Source organism: Nonomuraea rosea (assembly GCF_039539705.1).
In the GTDB taxonomy this organism is placed as follows: Bacteria; Actinomycetota; Actinomycetes; order Streptosporangiales; family Streptosporangiaceae; genus Nonomuraea; species Nonomuraea rosea.
Map to the genome: position 1 here is coordinate 1 of NZ_BAABDQ010000032.1, position 21,883 is coordinate 21,883.

A 21,883-nucleotide genomic window follows, 5' to 3' on the forward strand; every position below is an offset into this window, starting at 1 on the left:
CCTGCTGGCTGACAGTCGTGCGGTGCTGACGGTTACGAGTGAGGAGATCGCGGAGGAGTTGCCGTCGGGGCGGGCGCGGATGCTGGTGCTGGATGACACGTTCACCAAGCTGCGCCTGTCGGCCGCCCCCGCGATCCGGCCGGAGCGGGTGGTGCATGGCGGTCAGGCGGCGTATGTCATCTACACCTCTGGTTCGACGGGTCGGCCGAAGGGTGTGGTGGTGACGCAGGCGGCGCTGGCCAATTATGTGGCTTCGGTGCCTGGTCGGCTTGGTATGGATGGTGGCCGGTATGCGCTGGTGCAGGGGCAGGCGACCGATCTGGGGAACACGGTGGTGTTCGCCAGCCTGACCACGGGTGGGCAGTTGTACGTGGTGGGTGAGGAGGCGGCCACCGATCCCGTCGCGCTCGCCGGGTTGTTGAGAGATCGGCGCATCGACTTCGTGAAGATGGTTCCTTCGCATCTGGCGGCTTTGGGTGCGTCGGCTGAGTTGCTGCCTGGCCGGTCGTTGGTGCTGGGTGGGGAGGCTGCCGCGCCGGGCTGGGTGGATGAGCTGCTGGCGGTGGCCGAGCAACGCGGCTGTGCGGTGTTCAACCACTACGGCCCGACGGAGACGACGATCGGCGTGGCCACCACCCGCCTGCACGGAGGACAGGTCCCGGTCGGCACACCGGTCGCCAACACCAGCCTCTACATCCTCGACGACCACCTCACCCCCGTGCCGCCGGGTGTCACCGGAGAGCTCTACGTTGCCGGGGCGCAACTGGCCCGTGGTTACCTCGGCCGTGCGGCTCTCACCGCCGAACGGTTCGTGGCGTGTCCGTTCGAGGACGGGCGGATGTATCGCACCGGCGACCGCGCCCGCTGGACGGGTGACGGCCAGGTGGTGTTCGCGGGCCGGGTGGACGATCAGGTGAAGATCCGTGGGTTCCGGGTGGAACCGGGTGAGGTCACCGCCGCGCTGGCCGGCTGCCCAGGCGTCGGCCAGGCCGTTGTGGTGGCCCGCGAGGACACCCCCGGCGACGTACGCCTCGTCGCCTACCTGGTGGCCGACGACCCCGACGACGCCCGCGAACTCCCCGCGCAGGCTCGCCGGTTCGCCGCCGACCGCCTCCCCGACCACCTGGTCCCCTCCGCCTGGGTGGTGCTGGACGCGCTGCCGCTGACCGGCAACGGCAAACTCGACCGCCACGCCCTCCCCGCCCCCGACTACGCCTCCGCCCAGGCGGCGGGCAGCCGGCAGCCGGCCACGGCGCAGGAGGAGATCCTGTGCCTGGCCTTCGCCGAGGTCCTCGGCCTCGGCAGCGTCGGCGTGGACGACGACTTCTTCGCGTTGGGCGGCCACTCCCTGCTCGCCGTCCGCCTGGTCAGCCGCATCCGCGCCCTGCTCGGCGTCGAGATCGAGATCCGCGCCCTGTTCGACACCCCCACGGTGGCCGGGCTGGCGGCGGGGTTGAACGGCGCCGCCAGGGCCCGCGAACCCCTGACCGCAGGCGTCCGCCCCGGCCACATCCCCTTGTCCTACGGCCAGCGGCGCATGTGGATCATCGCGCAGCTCGAAGGCCCGAGCGCCACCTACAACATCCCCGTCGCGGTACGCCTGTCCGGCCGCGTGGACGCCCGGGCCATGGCCGCGGCCTTCCGCGACGTCCTCGACCGGCACGAGGTCCTGCGTACGGTGTTCCCCGCCACCGCCGACGGAGAGCCGTACCAGCGGATCGTCCCCATCGACGACCTCGGCTGGAAGCTCACCACGAGAGAGCTGGCCCCCGCGGACCTGGCGGCGGCGATGGACGAGGCCCGGGCGCACACCTTCGACCTGTCCGCCGAGGCGCCCATCCGGGCCTGGCTGTTCACCACCGGCCCCGAGGAGCACGTGCTCGTCGTGGTGGTCCACCACATCGCCGGCGACGGCTGGTCGTGGGCACCGCTGGCCCGCGACGTCTCCGACGCCTACACCGCCCGCCGCGAAGGCGGCGCGCCACGGTGGGAGCCGCTGCCCGTCCAGTACGCCGACTACGCGCTCTGGCAGCGCGACGTGCTGGGCGACAGCGAGGACCCCGGCAGCCTGATCTCCAGCCAGGTCGCCTACTGGCGCGAGACGCTGGCCGGCCTGCCCGAGGAGCTGGAGCTGCCGTTCGACCGCTCGCGGCCCGAGGTGGCCGGGCACCTGGGACGACGGGTGCCGCTGGAGATCCCGGCCGACGTGCACGCGCGGATCCGGGAGGTCGCCCGCGCCGAGGGCGTGACCATGTTCATGATGGTGCACGGCGCTCTGGCCGTGCTCCTGTCGCGGCTCGGCGGCGGCACCGACATCCCCGTCGGCTCGGCGCTGGCCGGACGTACCGACGAGGCGCTCGACGATCTGGTGGGCTACTTCGTCAACACCTTCGTGCTGCGGACCGACCTGTCCGGCGACCCCACGTTCCGCGAGGTGCTGGCCAGGGTCAGGGAGGCCGGGCTCGGTGCGTTCGCACACCCGGACGTGCCGTTCGAGCGCCTGGTCGAGGAGCTGTCCCCGGCCAGATCACTGGCCAGGCACCCGCTGTTCCAGGTGATGCTGCTGCTGCAGAACACCGCGGGCGCAACCCTCGACCTGCCCGGGCTCGGCGCCGGGCGGCGGGCCGCGTCGGGGGAGCCGGCGGCGGAGGACACGTCGGTGGTCAAGTTCGACCTGGACGTGAGCGTGGGCGAGACGTTCGACGCCGACGGCGCTCCGGCCGGCCTGCGCGGCGCGGTCATCGGCGCGGCGGACCTGTTCGACCGCGCATCGGTCGAGCGCCTCGCCGAACGCCTGGCGCGCGTGCTCGCCGCCCTGGCCGCCGACCCGGACCTGCGGCTCAGCGCGGTGGACGTACTCGAACCCGGTGAACGGCGGCGCGTGCTCACCGGCTGGAACGACACCGCCGTCCCCATGCCGGACACGACGGTCGTGGAGCTGTTCGAGGCGCAGGTCACCCGCACGCCCGGCGCGACGGCCCTGACCTCCGGCGAGGTGGAGCTCACCTACGCCGAGCTGGACGCCCGCGCCAACCAGGTGGCCAGGCACCTGATCGGCAGGGGCGTCGGGCCCGAGTCGGTCGTGGCCGTCGTCTTCGAACGCGGGGCCGACCTGGTGGTGGCGCTCCTCGGTGTGATCAAGGCCGGGGCCGCCTACCTGCCGATCGACCCGGCCTACCCGGCGGCCCGCATCGCGTACGTGATCGCCGACTCCGGCGCGGTGTGCCTGCTGACGGGCCAGGACATGCGCGAACGGCTGCCCGCGTTCGAGATCGGCGACGGCGTGCCCGTCGTCCTGGTCGACGACCCGGCGGTGCGGGCGGAGCCGGGCACGAGACCCGGGGTGGCCCTGCGGCCCGAGCACCCGATGTGGGTGATCTACACCTCCGGCTCCACCGGCCGCCCCAAGGGCGTGCTCGTCGAGCACCGTGCCATCGTCAACTTCCTCGGGGCGATGCGCGGCCTGTTCGCGCCGGCCGCGGACGACCGCCTCCTGGCGGTCAGCACCCACGGCTGTGACATGGCGGGTTTCGAGTTCTACGTGCCGCTGGTGAACGGCGCCCGCGTCGTCCTGGCCGCGCAGGAGCAGGTGCTCGACCCGTGGGCCCTGCGGGCGTTGATCCGGTCCAGCGGCGCCACGATGGTCCACGCGACGCCGAGCCTCTGGCGCGGCCTGCTCGCCGACGCCGGCGACGAGGTGGACTGGACGCGCATCCGCGCGATGATCGGCGCCGAGGCGCTCCCCGCCGACCTGGCGCGCACGCTGCTCGGCAGGACGCCGGCTCTGACGAACCTGTACGGCCCGACCGAGACCACGGTCTGGTCGACCGCCAAGGACCTCGCGGGAGCCGGGGCCGACGTGTCCTCGATCGGCGTCCCCGTCGCCAACACGCAGGTGTACGTGCTGGACGACGCCCTGCAGCCGGTCGCGCCCGGGGTGGCGGGCGAGCTGTACATCGCGGGCGACGGCATGGCCCGCGGCTACCTCGGCCGCCCCGGCCTGACGGCGGGACGCTTCGTGGCCTGCCCGTTCGCCGCGGACGGCACGCGCATGTACCGCACCGGCGACGTGGTGCGCTGGACCGCCGGCGGTGAGCTCCAATATGTCGGCCGCTCCGACGACCAGGTCAAGATCCGCGGCTTCCGGGTGGAGCTGGGCGAGATCGAGACGGTCCTGGCGGCGCTCCCGCACGTGGCGCAGGCCGTCACGCTGGTGCGGGAGGACGTCCCCGGCGACCCGCGGCTGGTGGCCTACGTGGTCCCGGGCGCCGGCGCCGGCGACGGGCTCGCCCAGGCCGTACGCGCCGCCGCCCAGGAACGCCTGCCCGGCTACATGGTGCCCGCGGCCGTCGTGGTGCTCGGCAGGCTGCCGCTGATGCCGAACGGCAAGCTCGACCGCAAGGCGCTCCCGGCCCCCGACGTCACGGTGGAAGAACGCACCACCCACTGGGACGTCTCCTCGATCGCCGCCGGCATGTGCGAGGCGTTCGCCGAGGTCCTCGGCCTCGGCAGCGTCGGCGTGGACGACGACTTCTTCGCCCTCGGCGGCCACTCGCTGCTCGCCGTCCGGCTCGTGGAGCGGCTGCGGCGGCGCGGCGTGACGATCGCGGTCCGCGACCTGTTCGTCGCCCCGACGGTGGCCGAGCTGATGAAGCGGATGACGCTGTCCTCCGTGAGCGACGCGCTCGACGTGCTGCTGCCGATCCGCATCGAGGGCGACCGCGCACCCTTCTTCTGCGTCCACGCCGCCGGCGGCCTGAGCTGGTGCTACATGCCGCTGGCCCGCCACGTCCAGCCCGGTATCCCGCTGTACGGGCTGCAGGCCCGCGGACTGGACGGCACCACGGAGTTCGCCGGGTCCATCAGGGAGATGGCGGCCGACTACATCGAGCAGATCCGCTCCGTGCAGCCGCAGGGCCCGTACCACCTGCTCGGCTGGTCGTACGGAGGAGGCGTCGCGCACGAGATCGCCGTCCAGCTCCGCGCCGCGGGCGCGGACGTCGCCGCCCTGGTCCTGCTCGACCAGTACCCGTGGCAGCCCGACGAGGACGGCGCCGGCGAGCACGCCGACGATCCCGACGCCGTGCTGGACCGCCAGATGGACATCGTGCGCTGGCAGGCGGGCAACGGCTTCGGCGCGGCCACGGAGGAGGAGGTCCGCACGTTCGCCCGCCTCCTGCAGAACCATCGCCGGCTGCGCCGCGGCTTCGTGCACGGGCGGTTCGACGGCGACGTCCTGCTGATCGTCGCCGAGGACGGCAGGGCGGGGGAGGTGCCCGACCCCGAGCTCTGGCGGCCGTACGTGACGGGCGAGATCGCGCTCGCGAGCATCGCCTGCACCCACTACGAGATAGCCAAGCCCGACACCCTGGCCGAGGTGTGGTCCGCGGTGACCGGCTGGCTGCAGCTGGACGCCTGACATAGGAAGGAGCCCGCCCCCGGAGGGGCGGGCTCAGCGTGAGAAGGAGGCGGGCCGGTCAGCCGTGGCGCTTCAGCTCGTGGAAGAAGCCGGGCACCGTCCTGAGATCGCCCGACGCGTTCACCTCGTCGTAGACGTAGCTCGCCACGGCGAGGTCGAGCACCCCCAGGCCGAACGGTGAGAACACGACGGGCCGGCCGGCCGGGGGAGTGACCCTGCCATCGAGCACGTCGCAGAGGGTGCCGTCGACGAATGACCGGCCGCCGCTGAGCTGCTCGGCCAGGTGCGGCGACGTGCCGGCCTTCAAGCAGTGCTCGACGTCGTCGAGGATGTTGCAGGACGACAGGATGATCTCCGGCGAGAGGTCGCGCAGCGAGACGTGCAGCACCAGCGGATTGTGCGCCAGCAGCTCGGGGGCATGGAGATGCGGCTCGCCCGCGATCGTGGCCAGCACGACCAGATCCGACGCGGCGATCAGCGACTCGGCGTCGTCGTGGATCGTGACCCGGTCCTCCCCGGCGAGCGCCAGATAGCCGCCGAAGCCCTCGGCATGCCCCCGGTCCAGGTCGAACACGCCGACGTCGTCGAAAGACAGGCCGTTGGCCGCCAGGTAGGTGTGGATGTAACGGGCGATCAGGCCGGTGCCCACGAAACCGGCGCGGCGCGGGGTGACGCCGCGGGCGGCGGCGAGCGTCGTGGCCGCGAGCGCGGCGGAGGCGGCGGTGCGGGCCGCGCTGATGATGGAGCTCTCCAGGCAGGCCAGCGGGTATCCGTTCGTGGTGTCGTTGAGAATCAGCACGGCCGAGGCCCGCGGGAGGCCGGCCGCCACGTTCTCGGGGAACGACGAGATCCACTTGATGCCGTGGACGTCGACCGGCTGCCCGATCGACGCGGGCAGCGCGATGATGCGCGCGGACGGCCGGTCGGGGAAACGCAGGAAATAGGAGTCCGGGTTGATCGTGCGGCCTTCGCCGTGCAGCCGGTAGGCCGCCTCGACCACGCCCGTGACCTGCTTCTCCTTGCCGTGCAGGACGCCGGCGACCTGCTCTCCTGAGACGACGGCGAACGACGGGACCTGAGTCATGGGTGTGCGCTCCAGTGGAGTCGGTCGGGCGGGTCCGGAGGGCCGAAGTGCTCACGCAGCCAGCCCTCCTCGTAGATCGAGTCGAGGTAGCGCTCGCCGAGGTCGGGGGAGACCGCCACCGCGACCGGCTCCTCGCCCGGGTACTTCTCCTCCAGCCAGCGCGTGGCGCCGCTCACGACGGTGCCCGTCGAGCCGCCGAACAGGAAACCCCGGGCGGCCAGGTCGTGGCAGGCGCGGATCGTGTCCGTCTCCGGCACATGGACGACGTCGTCCACCCAGGACTCGTCGACCAGCTCGGGCCGTACGCTCGTGCCCAGCCCCGGCACCATGCGGCGCTCCGGAAGGCCGCCGAACGTCACCGACCCGACGGCGTCGACGGCCACGACGGTCACCGGCGCGCCGCGTTCCTTGAAGTAGCGGGCGCAGCCCATCAGCGTGCCCGTGGTGCCCGCGCCGACGAACAGCACCTCCAGGCCGGGGAAGCCGCGGGCGATGGCGGGGGCGGTGTGCCGGTAGTGGGCCCGCCAGTTGCCCGGGTTGGCGTACTGGTTGAGCCACACGTGACGGCTGTCGGAAGCGCACAGGTCGCGAACGAACCGGATGCGGTTCTCGAGATAGCCGCCGTTGGGGTCCTGCGCCTCGATCACCGTGACCTCGGCGCCCAGCGCGCGCATCAGCCGCAGCGAGGTGGTGTTGCAGCGTGGATCGGTCACGCACAGGAATCGCAGCCCCTTGTCGGCCGCGACCATCGCCAGCGCGATGCCCAGATTGCCCGACGATGACTCCACCAGCACCGAGTCCGGCCGGAGCAGGCCGTCCCGCTCGGCGGCGGCGACCATTTCCGTGGCCGCCTTCAACTTGACGGAACCCGCGAAGTTGAACCCCTCGCATTTCAAATAGAGCGGCGCCCCCGTCACCGTCCGCAGATCTAGGAAAAGGTCTTCGACATTGAACTCTTGCGGAGTTTTGATAACTGGCACTTCGCCGAATCCCCCAGTTGGACGGGAATGGACGCGACAGAAACGTGTAAGGGGTCCGAAATGAGCCACCGTCTTCTGTCCCCGGCTCTGCACAACCTTGATCGCGGTAGCTCGGATTACCATACTTGAGGGCATCCGGGACCGGCAAGGCGCGGCTATTCCGCGCATTAATCGGAGCGTGTAAATGACATTCGCGGACGGACTGCTCGGCCTCGCCGAGTTGCCTCGGCTTCCCATCTCGCCGCCGGAGATCGAACGGGCCCGCGAGCTGGCGATGAGCCGCCCCCACGAGGTGGACCTCTCCGACGCCGTGATCACGCTGGTGGAACGCACGGCCGTCGCCGGCGACCGGCCCGCGGTCGCGGACGAGCTGCGTCGCCTCACCTACGCCGAGCTCGCCGTGGAGGCGCGTCGCCTCGCCACTCTGCTGGAACACGAGGGCGCGGGGCCCGGCACGGTCGTCGCGGTGGGCGGCGAACGGAACGTCGCGGTCGTGGCGGCGTTCCTGGCGATCGAGCTCATCGGCGCGATCTACGTGCCGGCGGACGGCACCTGGCCGGCCGCGCGGGTGGCGGAGGTCCTCGCGCGGGCCGGCGCCGTGCTGCTGCTGGACACCGCCCGCGAGACGGCGACGCCCGCACTCGCCGAGGGCGCGCGGTCCGCCGGCGTGCGCCTCGTGCGCGCGGCCGAGGCCGGCCGGCACGAGCCGTGGCGGGGTGCGGTCCGGCTCGACGGTCCTGACCAGCCGCGGTACCTGCTGTTCACCTCCGGCTCCACCGGCCGGCCGAAGGGCGCGGTGGTCGAGCACCAGGGCATGCTCAACCATCTCCACGCCAAGGTCGTCGATCTGGGCCTGACCGAGCGCGACGTGGTGGCGCAGACCGCGCCGCTCGGGTTCGACATCTCCATCTGGCAGCTGCTCTGCCCGCTCATCGTCGGCGGCCAGGTCAGCGTCGTCAGTGACGCGACGGCGTACGACTCGGTGGCGTTCGCGCGGCTCGTCCGCAGTCAGGGCGTCACGATCGTCGAGCTGGTCCCCACGATGGTGCGCCTGCTGCTCGACGACCTGGCCGCCGCCCCCGAGACGGGCCCGCTGGACGGCCTGCGGTGGATGCTCGCCACCGGCGAGGAGCTGCCCACGGAGGTGGCGCGCCGCTGGTTGCGCGAGATGCCGCACGCCGGGCTGGTCAACGCCTATGGGCCGACCGAATGCTCCGACGACGTCACCCACCACACGGTCACGGCGGCCGACCTCGGCCTGCTGCGCCTGCCGATCGGCACCCCGATCATCAACGCCCGGCTGTACGTCCTGCGCCACCAGGACGACGGCTGGCACGCCTGCGAGCCGGGCGAGACCGGCGAGCTGTTCGTCGGCGGCGTCTGCGTGGGCCGCGGCTACGCCGGCGACCACGATCGCACCCGCGAGGCCTTCTTCGGCGATCCCTTCGAGGCCGGGCCCACCGGCCGCCTCTACCGGACCGGTGACGCGGTGCGGGCCCTGCCGCAGGGCGCGTTGCAATACCTCGGCCGGGTCGACCGGCAGGTCAAGATCGCGGGTGTGCGGATGGAGCTGGGCGAGATCGAGGCCGTCTTCCAGCGCCATCCCAGCGTCGGCGCGGTGGCCGTCGTCGTGCACGACTTCGCCCGCCCGGCCGGGTGAACGTGAAGAGGGCGGACGCCGGCGTCCGCCCTCTTCACGCGTGTGTCAGCCTTCAGCCCAGCCGTGGTTCTTGGCGGACTGGAGCAGCCCGGCACGAACCTGCAGGATCTGGTCGCCGGTGAGCGACGGAGCCTCCGCGAGCAGGATCTCTGTGACCTCTCTGAGGTACTCGTCCGCGTCGAGCACATCGCACATGGAATCTTCGTCCGCCGCCGAGGCCAGGCCCACGGTCGTGGGAGCGACGGCCACGGCCGCCGCGGTGACGCCCTCGGGCAGCCGCACCCGCGACGCCTTCGGCCCTCTGTCGCCCTCTTCTACCTCGAACACGACCGTCAGCCCCGCCCGCACCTGGGACTCCGGCAACAGCATGTCATTGACGTGCAGGAACACGTCCTCTCCACCATCATCGGGTGCGATGAACCCATAGCCTCTCGCCCCGTCGAACTTCACCACTCGACCAGAAACCACTACAACCCCCAAACGACTCCGGGCCCCTTGCCCGGACACCTCGATGCCGAAGATAGATCCGCCTCCGCCCTCAGGGCGAGTCCGTCATCGGCTGCCGGCCGCCTGCTGAGCGAACTGCGTGCGGTAGAGATCGGCGTACAGGCCGCCGTTCAGCAGCAACTCCTCGTGAGTGCCGCGTTCGCGGACGCGGCCCGCGTCCACCACGAGGATATGGTCCGCGCCGCGGATCGTGGACAGCCGATGAGCGATCACCAGCGAGGTCCGCCCGGCCAGCGCGGTCTCCAGCGCCCGCTGGATCGCCGCCTCCGACTCCGAGTCCAGGTGCGCGGTCGCCTCGTCCAGCACGACGATCGGCGGCGCCTTGAGCAGCAGCCTGGCCAGAGCCACCCGCTGCTTCTCGCCGCCGGACAGGCGGTGGCCGCGCTCGCCGACCACGGTGTCCAGGCCGTCCGGCAGCGCCCGGATCGTGTCCCAGATCAGCGCCGCCTCGCACGCCTCGATCAGCTCCCGTTCGCTCGCGCCGCGCCTGGCGTGCTCCAGGTTGGCCCGCAGGGTGTCGTGGAACAGGTGCGCGTCCTGGGTGACCACGCCGACCGCGTCGCGCAGCGACTGCAGCGCCAGGTCGCGGACGTCCTGGCCGCCGATGCGCACGCTGCCCTCGGTGGCGTCGTAGAGGCGGGGGACGAGCTGGGTGATCGTCGTCTTCCCCGCGCCCGACGGTCCGACCAGCGCCGTCAGCTTCCCGGCCGGGGCCCGGAAACTGACCTCGCGCAGCGTCCACGCCTCGCTCGCCCGATCCGGTACGCGCGCCGCGGCGGCCTCCAGCGAGGCGAGCGACACCTCGTCCGCGCCCGGGTAGCGGAAGCCGACCCGGTCGAAGAGGATGTCCGGTGCCACGGGGCCCGACTCCTCCGGCCCGTCCAGGGGCCGCGCGCCGGGACTCTCGGTGATGTGCGGCTCCAGGTCGAGCACCTCGAGTACCCGGTCGAAGCTCACCAATGCCGTCAGAGCCGTCGCCTGCATCGAGGCCAGCAGGTTGATCGGGCCGTAGAGCCGCATCAGCAGGGCCACCATGGCCACCAGGGAGCCGAGTTCGAGCGAGCCGCCGATGGTCAGCACCCCGCCCAGGCCGTAGACGACGGCCGTGGTGAGCGCCGTGAGCACGGTGACGACGATGCCGAAGATCCGCCCGTACACGACGCGCAGGATGGAGACGTCGCGTACGCGGGCGGTCTTCCTGGCGAACGTGTCCAGGTCGTCGTCCGGGTGGCCGTACAGCTTCGACAGCAGCGCCCCCGAGACGTTGAAGCGCTCGTGCATCATCGAGCTCATGCCGGCGTCCAGCTCCATCGACTCCCGCGCGAGCCGCTCCTGCCGCCGCGCGATCAGCCGGGCCGGCAGCAGGAAGAACGGGATCATCAGCAGCGCCGCAAGGGTGATCTGCCAGGACAGGTACAGCATCGCCACGATGATGAGCACGAGCGTGAGCAGGGTCGACACCGACTGCGAGAGCAGGGTCGTCACCGCCTGCCGGGCCCCGATCACGTCGGTGTTGAGCCTGCTGACCAGCGCCCCGGTCTGCGTGCGGGTGAAGAACGCCAGAGGCTGGCGCTGGATGTGGGCGAACACCTTGGTCCGCAGATCGTAGACCAGGCCCTCGCCGATCCGGCCCGAGCACCACGCCCCCACGTACGCCGCCGCCGCCTCGACCAGGGAGAGCCCGGCCACCAGCAGGCACAGCCACACCACCGTGCCGATCCGCCGGGGCAGGATGCCGTCATCGATGATCGCCTTGAGGATCAGCGGGCCGGTGGCCGTGATGACCGCGACCATGATGGTGGCCAGCATCAGCAGGACCAGGAACCAGCGGTAACGCAGGGCGTACGGGAGGATCCGCCGTACCGTGCCGGGCTTCACCCGCTGCCGGGTGATGGAGTCGTCGAACCGCAGTCCCGTCACCCTCTTCGCCGCTCGTCTCGCCGCCAAAGGACACCTGCCTCGCTGTCGATGGGAAACCCTCGGGTGATCGGCGCCGGCTCAGGGCGCGCGGCCAACTGCCGCATCGGCGCAGTTGAACGGGGGAGCGCCGAAGTTGACTGGCGCACGGCGCCTGCGTTCATAGTTGATCCCAGCGGGGCCGAGCGACGCATCACGCGGCCACCGAACGCCGGACCGGAGTCGTGCGGACGTCCGTTCCCCGGCGCCACCCACACCCGAGAAAGGACAACGTGGTGACGAATCCGTTCGACGACCCGGATGCCCAGTACCTGGTTCTGGTGAACGACGAGGGACAACACTCCCTCTGGCCCATCTTCGTGGCGGTGCCGGAGGGCTGGAAGACGGTCTTCGGGCAGGCCGGACGCCAGGAGTGCCTCGACTACATCGAGAAGTCCTGGACCGACATGCGTCCCAAGAGCCTGATCGAAGCGATGGAAAAGAAGTAACGACCCGCTCCGCGACGTCGCCGACGCCCTTGAGGTGGTCGGCGACGTCGGCGTTTGCCGGCGCGCTCTGTTCACCGACGGCGCCCGGCCGCCGTTACTGGCCGACCGCCTTCCAGGCCAGAGACTGATCACGCTCGTCGAGCTGCTCCGCGAACTCCTGCCAGGTGACGGAGTACTGGCGGGCCAGCTCGACCACCAGCGCCTCCCAGTGGGGCGGGACCGCGGCGATGAGCTCGGACCAGCACTCCATCGCCATCGCGGTCTGCTGCAGCAGCCGCAGCAACTGGCGGCCCTCCTCCTTCAGGCGCAGGGAGGGGTCGCGCAGCAGCTTGTCCAGGATCAGAGAGGGCTCCGCCCGGACCGGATGCGCCACCGTGCCCTGCTCCGAGCGCCGCCGCCCGACCTGGTCGGACACGGGGCCGCCGTGGGAGGGCGCCGGGGGGACGCCCATCGGCTCGGCGCTCGCCAGCCGCGCCATCGTGGGCGGCTCGTTCGACAGCATACGTTTACGGACGTCGCTCGCCGTGGCCGGAGAGATCCCGGCGAGCCGTGCCACCTCACGCAACGAGGCGTCGGGATTGCGGGCGATGACCTCGGCCGCGCGTAACCGGCCGCTGTCGCCGCTGAGCGGGCGGACCCTGCCGTCGCGCCCGATGCGGGCGTTCAACTGCGGCAGCGAGTCGGTTGAACGGCGCCGGATGGAGGCCACGGCCTTCGCCCCGAGCCCCGAGGCGCGGGCGATGGCGCGGTCGGACATGTGCGGATGGGAGGCGACGATACGGGTCGCGGCGGCGCGCCGGTCGGTCTGGGACAACGGAAGACCGTGGGCGATGTTCGCCTGCACAGCGCGGAGAAAGGCCTCTTCCTCGGTGCCGTCGAAGAATTCGACGTCAATGGTCTCCTGCCCCCGTATCAGGGCGGCGAGCAGGCGGTGCATTCCGTCGATAACGCGCCTGCCGGAGCGGCGGACGAGGATGGGGGGAAGAGGGCCGTCGATTTCGGCCAGCCGTGCGACGTGCTCTTGATCCTGCCCCTGCAAACGGGGCGACTCGCCAGGCATGAGCGAAGCGATGGGAACGGAAACGATCTTCGGCTCACGGGATTCGGGAAGCGCGGCCATCCCGGATGGGCGGGCGCTTATGGGGTCCAGAATCGGGCCAACTCCGACTTCGTCCAATTGCAAAACTTTCACCCCGTCACTGAAACAAAGCTTTCCCCGCGAATTTTCCGCTGCAGGATGGGACGCATTTCCACATGACCGTGCTGTCGCCTTTTAAAGGAGTGATGCCGGCCTGATGTCGTTTGACATCGGAGATGGAGCGAGGCTTCCCGTTCGCCACTCTCACCTGCGTTTTCAACGGGATGCGACCGATCGATCACACGCAGGAGGGGTGAAGTGGCCGGCCAGAAGGACCGCCGGAAAGGGCCGAGTGCTCATGGTCTACCATCATCCACATAGTGGGTCAGTATGCCAAGTCTGATGAGTTGAGATCCCTGTCAAATGATTCGGTGCGGTATATAGGCGGTTCATTTCTCTGGTAAGACCGCGTCCCGGATCGCCGTCAAGGCGATCGATGCGGCTCGGGCGCCGGTGAATCCCCTGATCAACCGCTCTCCGGCGGGTCCGGCGAGAGCTCTGCCTAGATACACGCTGGTTGACTCTTGATCTATCAGGTTCGATCGAGTCGCTGACCTGCGGTTGCGTCTGTATCGGCATTTCGGGGTGGCGTGCTCGCGCCGGGGCGCCCAGGGCTCCGCATGGTGTCCGGCTGAAGAAAGGACGCCTGACGTTGGATCGTTCCTGGACCGGTCACAGCTAATGGGACAAATCGGTCACGCGAGGACTTTATATTAATTCTATGCGGGGCAGCATTAGGTTCTGACCCATGTACTTACGGTCGACCCCTCGGCGGAATAAGGACGGTTCTGTAGTCCGCTACCTGCAGTTGGCGCACAACGCGTGGGACCCGGCGACGAAGCGCTCGAAGGTGCAGGTCATCTACAACTTCGGCCGGGATGACGCCTCCAGCCGGGAGGCGCTGGTACGGCTCGTCGCCTCGGCGATCAAGTCCCTCGACCCCGACCAGATCCTCGCGGCGGCGGCCGACGGGCTGGAGTTCGTGGACTCGCGCCCGCTCGGCGGGGTCTGGGTGCTCGACGGGTTGTGGCGGGAGCTGGAGATTGACAAGACGTTCCAGCGGATGCGGGTGGACGGTGGGCTGGACGCCTCGGCGGAGCGAGTGTTGTTCGCCTTGGTCGCCAACCGGGCGCTGGCGAGCTCGCCGGACCTCTCAGCCGCTCGATGGGTGAACGAGGACGTCTTCATCGAAGATCTGCCGGCCACCACCGAGGACGCCTGCCACCGGGTGGCCGGCTGGTTGTGCGAGGTGTCGCACAAGCTGGAGGAAGAGGTCTTCCACCGGGTCGTCGATCGCCTTGACCTGGAGGTCGACCTGCTGTTCTTCGAGTCCTCCCGCGAAGGTCCCCGGCCCGCTCGCGGCTCCTCCCAGGATGCGGGCGGCTCCGAGAAGCTCAAGGGCGCGGGGAAGTCCGGCTTCTCGTGCGTCGGCCCGCCCCGTACCGGTCACGAACCCCGCGAGAGCGTCATCGGCATGGCCGCCACCCGCACGGGCGTCCCGCTGCGGGTCTGGTCCTGGCCCGGCTGCACGGACGACGCGGAGATGATCCGGCAGGCCAAGGACGAGATGAAGGGCTGGACCCTGTCCAGGGTCATCTGGACGGCCGACCGAGCATGCCCGGCCGCCGCCAACCGGTTCGCGCTGCATCAGGACGACGACCACCACTACATCATCGGCGAGAAACTGCGCTCCGGCACGGCCGAGGCCGATGCCGCCCTGTCCCGTCAGGGCCGTTACCAGCGCGTCGCGGCGAATCTGCGGGTCAAGGAGGTTCACATCGCGGTGGACGAACGCTTCGTGATCTGCTGCGACGCCAAGACCGCGCAGCAGGACGCGGAGACGCGCGCAGGTCTGGTGGAGGAGCTCGCCGAGCTGATCGACGACACCGACAGGCTGTCGTTCGCCGAACGCACCGACCTGCACATGGAGATTTCGGCCAGGCCCGAGATGTACCGCTATTTGCGTGTAACGACGAGTGGGTTGCTGCGCATCGACGTCAAGGCCGTCAAAACCGAGGAGAACCTCGACGGCAAATACCTGGTCCGCACCACTGACCTGGAGCTGCCGGCCGAGGAGATCGCGCTCGGCTACATGCATCTCCGCACGCTCGAGAGCGGCTGGCGCGATCTGCTCGCCGACCTGCGGCCGATCTGGAGCCGGGGCGAGACGAGCGTCCGCGCCCACCTGATGCTCACGTGGCTCGCCACCCTTCTCGTCCGCATCGCCGAGAACCGTACCGGCCTGCCGTGGCCGCGGCTGCAGCGCGAGCTCGACCGCATCAAGCTCGGCACCTTCGCCGCCCGCGCCGGCATCCTGCGGCAACGTACCGAGATCACCGAGGAACAGCGCGATCTCCTCGCGGCGCTGGCCCTCACCCCACCGCCGCGCATCCTGCAGATCATCCCCGCGAGCCGCTGACTCCGCACGAGGGCCGCTCCCGCCGCCGGCGGGAGCGGCCCCCTTCCGTTGAGTCGGCGGGACCCCGAATGGTGGTCGATTCACAGATGATCGTCTGCGCGCTAGCCTGCGTTCGACCTCACGGAAACGGAGAGCGTGGATGCGCAGATTAGCCAGATCCGGTTTAGCTCTGTCCATGGTCGGAGCCGCAGTCGCGGCCGTTCTGATCGCCACCGCACCGGCCGCGTCGGCCGCGCCCGCGCGTGGCGACGGGCACCGGGTCACCGTCATGGTCCACGGGTTCGACCGTGAGGCCGACATCAGTTGCTCCGGCGCCTGGAACAGCGCCGAGAAGCTGCTGAACGCGAACGGCTGGGGCGACGTGGTCACCTTCGGCTACTACAACAAGGCCACCAACTGCGACCTCAGACTCCGAGGGACCACCGACACGCGCATCCAGGAGGTCGGCCGCCAGCTCGCGTGGACCGTCTACTACCTGTACTCCAGCCACGACGTGGCCATCGACGTCGTGACGCACTCCATGGGCGGCCTGGTCGCGAAGGCGGCCATCGAAGGCGTCAACCGGTACGGCGTGGGCAAGCCGCCGCCCGACATGAGCGGGCTGACGGTCGACCGGGACAACCTCGGCGCGACCGTGTGGCCCAGGGACTGGCCCCCATTCCTGTACATCGAGGACATGGTCACGTTCGCCACGCCCCACCGGGGCATCGGCAGCGCGGTGGTGACCGCGTGCGCCCTCACCCACGAGCAGTGCAGCGACATGCGTCCGGGCAGCGGCTTCATCAGCTGGCTGGGAAAGCAGCCGCCCTCCCAGATGGGCACGGACTACACCTTCCTCGGCTCAAGCAACGACGACACGGTCAGCTCCGACTCCGCGACGAACAACCGCACCGCCCACCACTGGGCGCTCTACGGCTCGAACGCGGACGGTGGCACCCTGAGTCACACCTCCATCCGCAACACCTCGACCGGCGACTGGCAGGCGTCGTACGGCGGGGAGTTCAGCGACGAGGGTGAGGGCTCGTACCCGGCGCCGCTCCCGCGGATGTTGGACGGCCTGTTCGACCAGCGGGCCAAGTAGCGCAGAACGGCGATCGGCTCGCCTCGGCGAGCGGTTCGCCGCCCTGCGGAGTCGGCCGAGTTTCCTGCTGGATCGCCTGCCACCACCCGCACACCTCCGGGAACGTCACTCCAGCCGGGCCGCGGCCTCCAGCGGCTCGGGCGAACGGAGGAAGCGCAGGTCCGCCATGACCAGGGCGGCATCGGTGGCGCCGCCGCGGCGCAGGGCCGGGGCCAGCGCGTCCAGGTCGGACCAGCGGGACGGGCGGAGGCGGACGCGGTAGCCGTCTCCGTCGGGCTCCAGGATGAGGGCTTCGCCGATGGCGAGCCCGCTCTCCGGGAGGTGGGCCGCGGTCGCCCCGGCGGCTCGTTCCAGGGCGGTGACCGAGGTGACCCTGGCGGCGACGGGCAGGGTCGTGTCCGGGCCGGTGACGTGTCCGTGCAGGTCACGCAGGCGGGCGGCGGCGGTCGTACGGGCGGGGTGGTCCTTGGGCAGGCGGTCGGCCAGGAGCCTCGCGGCGCGGGCGACGTGACCCAGCGGCGGCACGGACGGACGCTCGCCGAGCAGGGCGATCAGCGCCTCCAGGGCGTCCTCGGCGCCGGAGGCGAGGGTGACCCACTGCCCGGTGGTGAGCGGGGTGAGCCTGGGGTGGCGTTCCGTCCAGTACGCGACCGCCCGGTCCAGGCCGGGGCCCGTACGCCAGAGGTCGGCGGGGTCGTCGGGCATGAGCAGCTCGACGACTTCGAGGGCCTCGTCGGTGGTGGTGAGCGCCTCCAGGGAGAGCGCGGCGATGTGCAGCTCGATCTCGGTCAGGCCGAGGTCGCGGGCGCGGGCGGCGTCGCCGTCGCGGAAGGCGGCGACGCGGCCCCGCGCCCAGCCGTCCGGCCAGGAGAGCGTGCGAGCCGACGTGGACAGCAGGATCAGGCACTGGGCCGGTGACAGGCCGCTGGCCGCGGCGAACGCCCGTACGGTCGACTCGCGGTCGACGGCTGGCGGGCCGTTCTCGGCGATCAGGCCGAGCGCCCGCCGGAGCCGGTCCTGGTCGCCCCAGCCGCGGCAGGTCCGCAGCTCGACGACGCGGTTGCGGGTGAACAGCAGCGGGTCGGGGCCGTCCGGGGTGCAGAGGAGCGCCGTGACCGCGTACCCGTGCCCCACCTGCTCGTGGTCGGCGACGGTGGCGGCCATGATGGGGCCGCGGCCCCCGCGGATCTGCCCGAGGTCGTACTCAGGGCGCAGCCGGGCGACGTGCCAGGTGCCGTCGGTACGGAGGAGCTCGGGGACGGCGGCCAGCTCCAGAAGTCGCGCGCGCCCGCCGCCGTCGCCCCACGCGGCCTCCAGGACGGCGGCGCCGAGGCGGCCCAGCGTGTTCTCGATCTCCTTGACGGCGGGGGCGTCGAACATCGCGATCTTCTTGTCGTACGGCACATCGACGGCGGTGCGGGCGAAGTGGGCGATCCTCTCGTACGCGGACTCAGGCCCCGGATCGTCCGGCTCGGGGGACTTCTCGGACGGGACGGCGGGCGCCGCGGAGTCGGGCGCCGGACGCAGGTGGGGCGGCGGGGTCAGCGCCAGGCGTTCCAGCAGGGCGAACGCGCGCTCGCGGCATTCGACGGCCGTCCACACCAGGAACGTGACGCCCTTCATGAGCGACTCGTCGGTGATCTCCGGCAGGAGCGGGCGGAGCCGTCCCGCCAGCTCGTCGCGGGCGGCGGCCCTCTCCCGGTACTCGCTCTCGGGGTTCAGCACCCGCATGATGCCGGCGGCGAGCGCGGCGTCCGCGACGTCGATCAGGGCCTGCGCCTTCTTCTCGTCCACGGCGCGCAGCGCCCTGGATCCTTCGGGGTCGCGCGGCCGCAGCGCCGACCACCGGCCGGGCGGCGCGACCAGGCGGGTCCCGGACGCGTAGCGGTGGTGCTCGACCGTGCCGATGTTCTCGGCGCCGTGGTGCTCGGGCACCCTGCCCCAGCCGCGGACGTAGCGGCCGATGGTCCGCCCGGCCGGGTCCCGCAGCTCGATGATCCGGCCCCGGCCGCGCCACACGGTGGCCTCGGCGCCACCGGGGAAGACGACCCGTTCGCCGTCGGCCGGTACGACGTGGCGGGCGGCGGGGTGCGCGCTGCCGTGCGGGCAGTGCGGGCCGCCGTGGTCCAGCACCGTCACCCGGCCGTTCACGGCGATCAGGCAGCGGTCGTAGAGGTCGCGCGCCTCGGTCCGTTCGTGGGACCGGCTGGAGATGTGCTCGTACGTGCCGAAGCCATGGGACGGGCCGGCTCCGTCCGGTGTGACGACGGAGGCGCGGAACTTGTGCTCCCAGAGCCGGCCGGACTCGATCAGGAGCAGGTCGGTGCCGCTCTCTTCCAGGTAGTCGACGATGGTGTTGACGTGGCCGGGGACGAAGGCGGGCAACTCCAGCTCGTCGAGGACGCCGCCGCTCAGCGTGGTGGCGAGGGCGCGGGCCGGGTCCGTCCCGGTCGCGATCGTCCGGACGCTGTCCAGGAGGGGGCCGGGGACTCCGGCGACGGTGAACCGTTCGGCGTCGCACAGGGCGGCGTGCGCGTCCGGAAGCCCTTGATCGGGGACCCGCCCGGCATGCTCGGCCAGGATGGCGGCGACCAGCCGCGCCGTTCCCGGTGTCGCGGTCAGGGCCCGTACGGTCTCGGGGGCGGTCTGTTTCGGGACGGCGGGCTCGGTGACGTTGAGCAGGTTGGTCACGTTGCCCGCGATCGCGTCGCGCAGCAGCGGAGCCCAGTCCGGGTCGGCGGCGACGGCGGCCAGGTCGGTGCCCGCTCCGGCGGCGAGCCGGTCGTACAGCTTGAACGTGTGCAGCAGCCGGGGCCGCGCGAGCGGGACGCCGCACTCCAGGAGGAGATCGAGGAGCGGGAGGTCGGCGGCGGTCTCCTCCCACCGGTTGACCTCGTCCTCGTCCACTCCCAGCACCGCCTCGTGGTCGTCGCAGGTGAGGCCCTCCGCGCGCAGCCGCGTACCGGCGTCGTGCAGGAGGTCGCCGAGACCGGCGACGGGGAGCGCGAGCCCCGCGTACCGCTTCAGGAAGCGGCCGAGCCAGTCCTTCGCCGCCGCCCCCGTGATGAACGGAGCGGTCAGGCCCGCGCCCGCGAGGTTGCCGAGCAAGAGCGACACCGCCGCGCTCTTCGCCTTCGGGGTGTCCTTGGCGGGCAGCGGCAGGATGCCGAGGAGCGCGCGGCCGATGCCCGCGTCCGCCCGTGCCATCGGGCCGAGCAACGCGAGGACGAACCTCCAGAGGGCCTGCGGCGCCGACTCCATGCAGCCGCTCTGCAGCAGGGCCCGTACGGCGCGTTCGTCCTCGGGCCCGCCGAGCGTGTGCCCGGCGGCCTTCGCCAGCGCCACCCAGCCGTCGGCCAGGGCCAGCGCGCCGTCCGCGCCGTCCGGGACTTCCTCGCACCACTCGGTGAGCAGGCTGCGGTGCCAGCGGTACGCGCCGGGGGCGGGGTGGCGGGCGGCGAGCCGCTTGCCGTGCTTCTTGAACGTGGCCGTTCCTGCGGCGTCCGGTCCCGCGGCGAGATGCGCCGCGACGAGCGCGGCCTCGTCGACCGGCAGCGCGTGCGCGACCTCGGCGGCGCGGGCCTTGTCGAAGAAGGCGGCGGCGAAGCCGGCGCTGCCCACGGCGGCCAGGATCCGCGCGCACTCCTCGTAGAACGGCGGCAGCAGCTCGGGCGCGTGCGTCTCCAGATCGTCGCCGGTACGAGTGAGCGCGGTGCGCGCGAGACCGGGCTTGCGGGCGGCCAGATCGCGGGCGGCTCGCAGGTCGTTGTGCGCGACCAGGATGCGGGCGCGGTGCGCCGGATATCCGCGCAGGGCGGAGGCGAGGAAGCCGAGCGGGCCCGCGTGCACGGTGCCGACGCCGGTCTCCGCCACCGGGTCCAGGTCGTACAGCGACTTCTCGGCCTTGTCGCCGTCGACGGCCGCGCGCCGGACGAGCTCGACGGCCGGCTCGTCCAGGACGGAGTGCTCGTAGCGGACGGCGACGCACGTGTCCTCGCCGGAGCCGGCCGGCGTGCCCGGCAGCACCGCCCCGGCGCGCAGCAGCACGTCGCGCGCCGGGCCGGTGCTGCCGGAGTGCGCCACGGTGCCGGGCTCGCCTTGGTAGGCGTCGCAGTAGTGGGAGTAAGCCTCGGCTGCCTCCACCACCGGATCCGTCTCGTCCACGGTACGGTCCGCGTACAGGGCCATGAGAATGCGGACGCCCTCGGACCAGGCGATGTCGCCGATCTCCCGGCCGCCCGCGGTGAAGCTCAGCCACGCCATGTAGGCCGGGCTCATCGGCCCGCTCCAGTCCAGGTCGATCTCGATGCCGAGCGGCTCGGGCGCGTGCACGGTGAACCGCGCCCTGTCCCCCTTGATGCGCCCGCCCAGCGCGTGCACGCGGCGCTCGAACGCGGCGCCGCTCTCGTACCGGGCGTCCAGGTAGCTGAAGGTGTCGACCACGCCGAACGTACGGTCCATGCTCGCGGGCCGCGTCCACACCTCGCGGCCTACCTGCTCGACGACCTGCGTGAGGTGCCGTCCCCGCCAGATGGGCAGCTCGTCGCCGAGCAGCAGCGGGTGCGGGATCGCGAAGGCGTCCGCGCCCGTCCACGCGCCCTCGCACAGGAGCGCGCAGCGGCCGAGGTCGGGCGCGCCATTGACAGTCGGGGCGATGACCAGGTCGGTGAGCGTTTCACGCCACACCGGGTCGTCCCACACGGCCGCGAACACCGCGGCCGGCACGGGCAGCGACCGCACCATCCAGGACTCGACCCGGTCGTGCACCGCCCGCGCGTGCTCGCCGAGCCGGTCGCAGAGTGCGGCGAGCCGTACCGCGGCCGGATCCTTCCTCACGCTGGCGGGCACCTTGGCCAGCACGTGACCCGCGGCCGTCCGGCAGGCGAGCACCGGCCGCCGCGTCCCCTCGACGGTGAGCTCGTGGCCCGTCGCGATCCCGATCCATCCCATGGCACGCCATTCTTGATCATGCCTACGACATTCTGCGGGAAACGGATGATTTACGCGCCGGCCGCGTGCGGGCCGGTCGCGTCGATGGCGCACAGCCGGACAAATGGGCCGGTCAATCCTGGTCGCCCTCGACCGTCACGGCCTCGTCGGCCAAATGACGGAAGGGCCGAGGACGGGAAGCTCGCTCACGACCTCTCCCATCGGGTCGTCCCGAGGGCGCGCCGGGCCATCGACCCGCAG

The 21,883-nt window shown here is 71.5% G+C and carries 12 protein-coding genes; 6 read left to right on the forward strand and 6 right to left on the reverse strand.

Annotated features, from left to right (window positions below):
• Positions 1–4: 4 nt before the first annotated feature.
• On the forward strand, positions 5–5,419 hold the full coding sequence (locus tag ABEA43_RS47265; RefSeq protein WP_345572769.1) for an amino acid adenylation domain-containing protein: 5,415 nt from the start codon (positions 5–7) through the stop codon (positions 5,417–5,419).
• 58 nt (positions 5,420–5,477) lie between these two features.
• Here ABEA43_RS47265 and sbnB read toward each other — a convergent pair whose 3' ends face one another.
• Both sbnB and sbnA read right to left on the reverse strand, forming a co-directional pair.
• The gene (gene sbnB, locus ABEA43_RS47270; protein ID WP_345572642.1) at positions 5,478–6,503 is read right to left on the reverse strand and encodes a 2,3-diaminopropionate biosynthesis protein SbnB; all 1,026 of its coding nucleotides are present in this window, start codon (positions 6,501–6,503) and stop codon (positions 5,478–5,480) included.
• Entirely contained in the window at positions 6,500–7,483 is a 984-nt protein-coding gene (gene sbnA / locus ABEA43_RS47275) for a 2,3-diaminopropionate biosynthesis protein SbnA (RefSeq protein ID WP_345572643.1), read from the reverse strand. Before sbnA ends, sbnB begins: the two co-directional genes overlap by 4 nt.
• 184 nt (positions 7,484–7,667) lie before the next feature.
• Here sbnA and ABEA43_RS47280 point away from each other — a divergent pair, with 184 nt between their 5' ends.
• Complete coding sequence (locus ABEA43_RS47280; RefSeq protein WP_345572644.1) at positions 7,668–9,143, forward strand: amino acid adenylation domain-containing protein; 1,476 nt, start codon at positions 7,668–7,670, stop codon at positions 9,141–9,143.
• A gap of 45 nt (positions 9,144–9,188) precedes the next feature.
• Here ABEA43_RS47280 and ABEA43_RS47285 read toward each other — a convergent pair whose 3' ends face one another.
• On the reverse strand, positions 9,189–9,650 hold the full coding sequence (locus tag ABEA43_RS47285; RefSeq protein ID WP_345572645.1) for a cold shock domain-containing protein: 462 nt from the start codon (positions 9,648–9,650) through the stop codon (positions 9,189–9,191).
• Positions 9,651–9,695: 45 nt separating this feature from the next.
• Entirely contained in the window at positions 9,696–11,570 is a 1,875-nt protein-coding gene (locus tag ABEA43_RS47290) for an ABC transporter ATP-binding protein (protein ID WP_345572646.1), read from the reverse strand.
• Between the two features lie 272 nt (positions 11,571–11,842).
• Between ABEA43_RS47290 and ABEA43_RS47295 the strand changes: the two genes are divergently transcribed.
• Complete coding sequence (locus ABEA43_RS47295) at positions 11,843–12,055, forward strand: MbtH family protein (protein WP_345572647.1); 213 nt, start codon at positions 11,843–11,845, stop codon at positions 12,053–12,055.
• A gap of 94 nt (positions 12,056–12,149) precedes the next feature.
• Here ABEA43_RS47295 and ABEA43_RS47300 read toward each other — a convergent pair whose 3' ends face one another.
• Positions 12,150–12,869 (reverse strand): hypothetical protein, encoded by a 720-nt coding sequence (locus tag ABEA43_RS47300; protein WP_345572648.1) that lies wholly within the window; start codon positions 12,867–12,869, stop codon positions 12,150–12,152.
• 9 nt (positions 12,870–12,878) lie between these two features.
• On the opposite strand from ABEA43_RS47300, the gene ABEA43_RS68715 reads away from it, so the two are divergent.
• From ABEA43_RS68715 to ABEA43_RS47315, 3 genes are all read left to right on the forward strand, one after another.
• Positions 12,879–13,313 (forward strand): hypothetical protein, encoded by a 435-nt coding sequence (locus tag ABEA43_RS68715; protein WP_345572649.1) that lies wholly within the window; start codon positions 12,879–12,881, stop codon positions 13,311–13,313.
• 628 nt (positions 13,314–13,941) lie between these two features.
• On the forward strand, positions 13,942–15,612 hold the full coding sequence (locus tag ABEA43_RS47310; protein ID WP_425570525.1) for an IS1634 family transposase: 1,671 nt from the start codon (positions 13,942–13,944) through the stop codon (positions 15,610–15,612).
• A 175-nt stretch (positions 15,613–15,787) separates the two neighbouring features.
• Positions 15,788–16,693 (forward strand): lipase family alpha/beta hydrolase, encoded by a 906-nt coding sequence (locus tag ABEA43_RS47315; protein ID WP_345572651.1) that lies wholly within the window; start codon positions 15,788–15,790, stop codon positions 16,691–16,693.
• A gap of 105 nt (positions 16,694–16,798) precedes the next feature.
• Here the strand turns inward: ABEA43_RS47315 and ABEA43_RS47320 are convergent, their stop codons facing one another.
• Positions 16,799–21,643, reverse strand: a complete 4,845-nt coding sequence (locus tag ABEA43_RS47320) for a DUF4132 domain-containing protein (RefSeq protein WP_345572652.1) — start codon at positions 21,641–21,643, stop codon at positions 16,799–16,801.
• Positions 21,644–21,883: the final 240 nt, after the last annotated feature.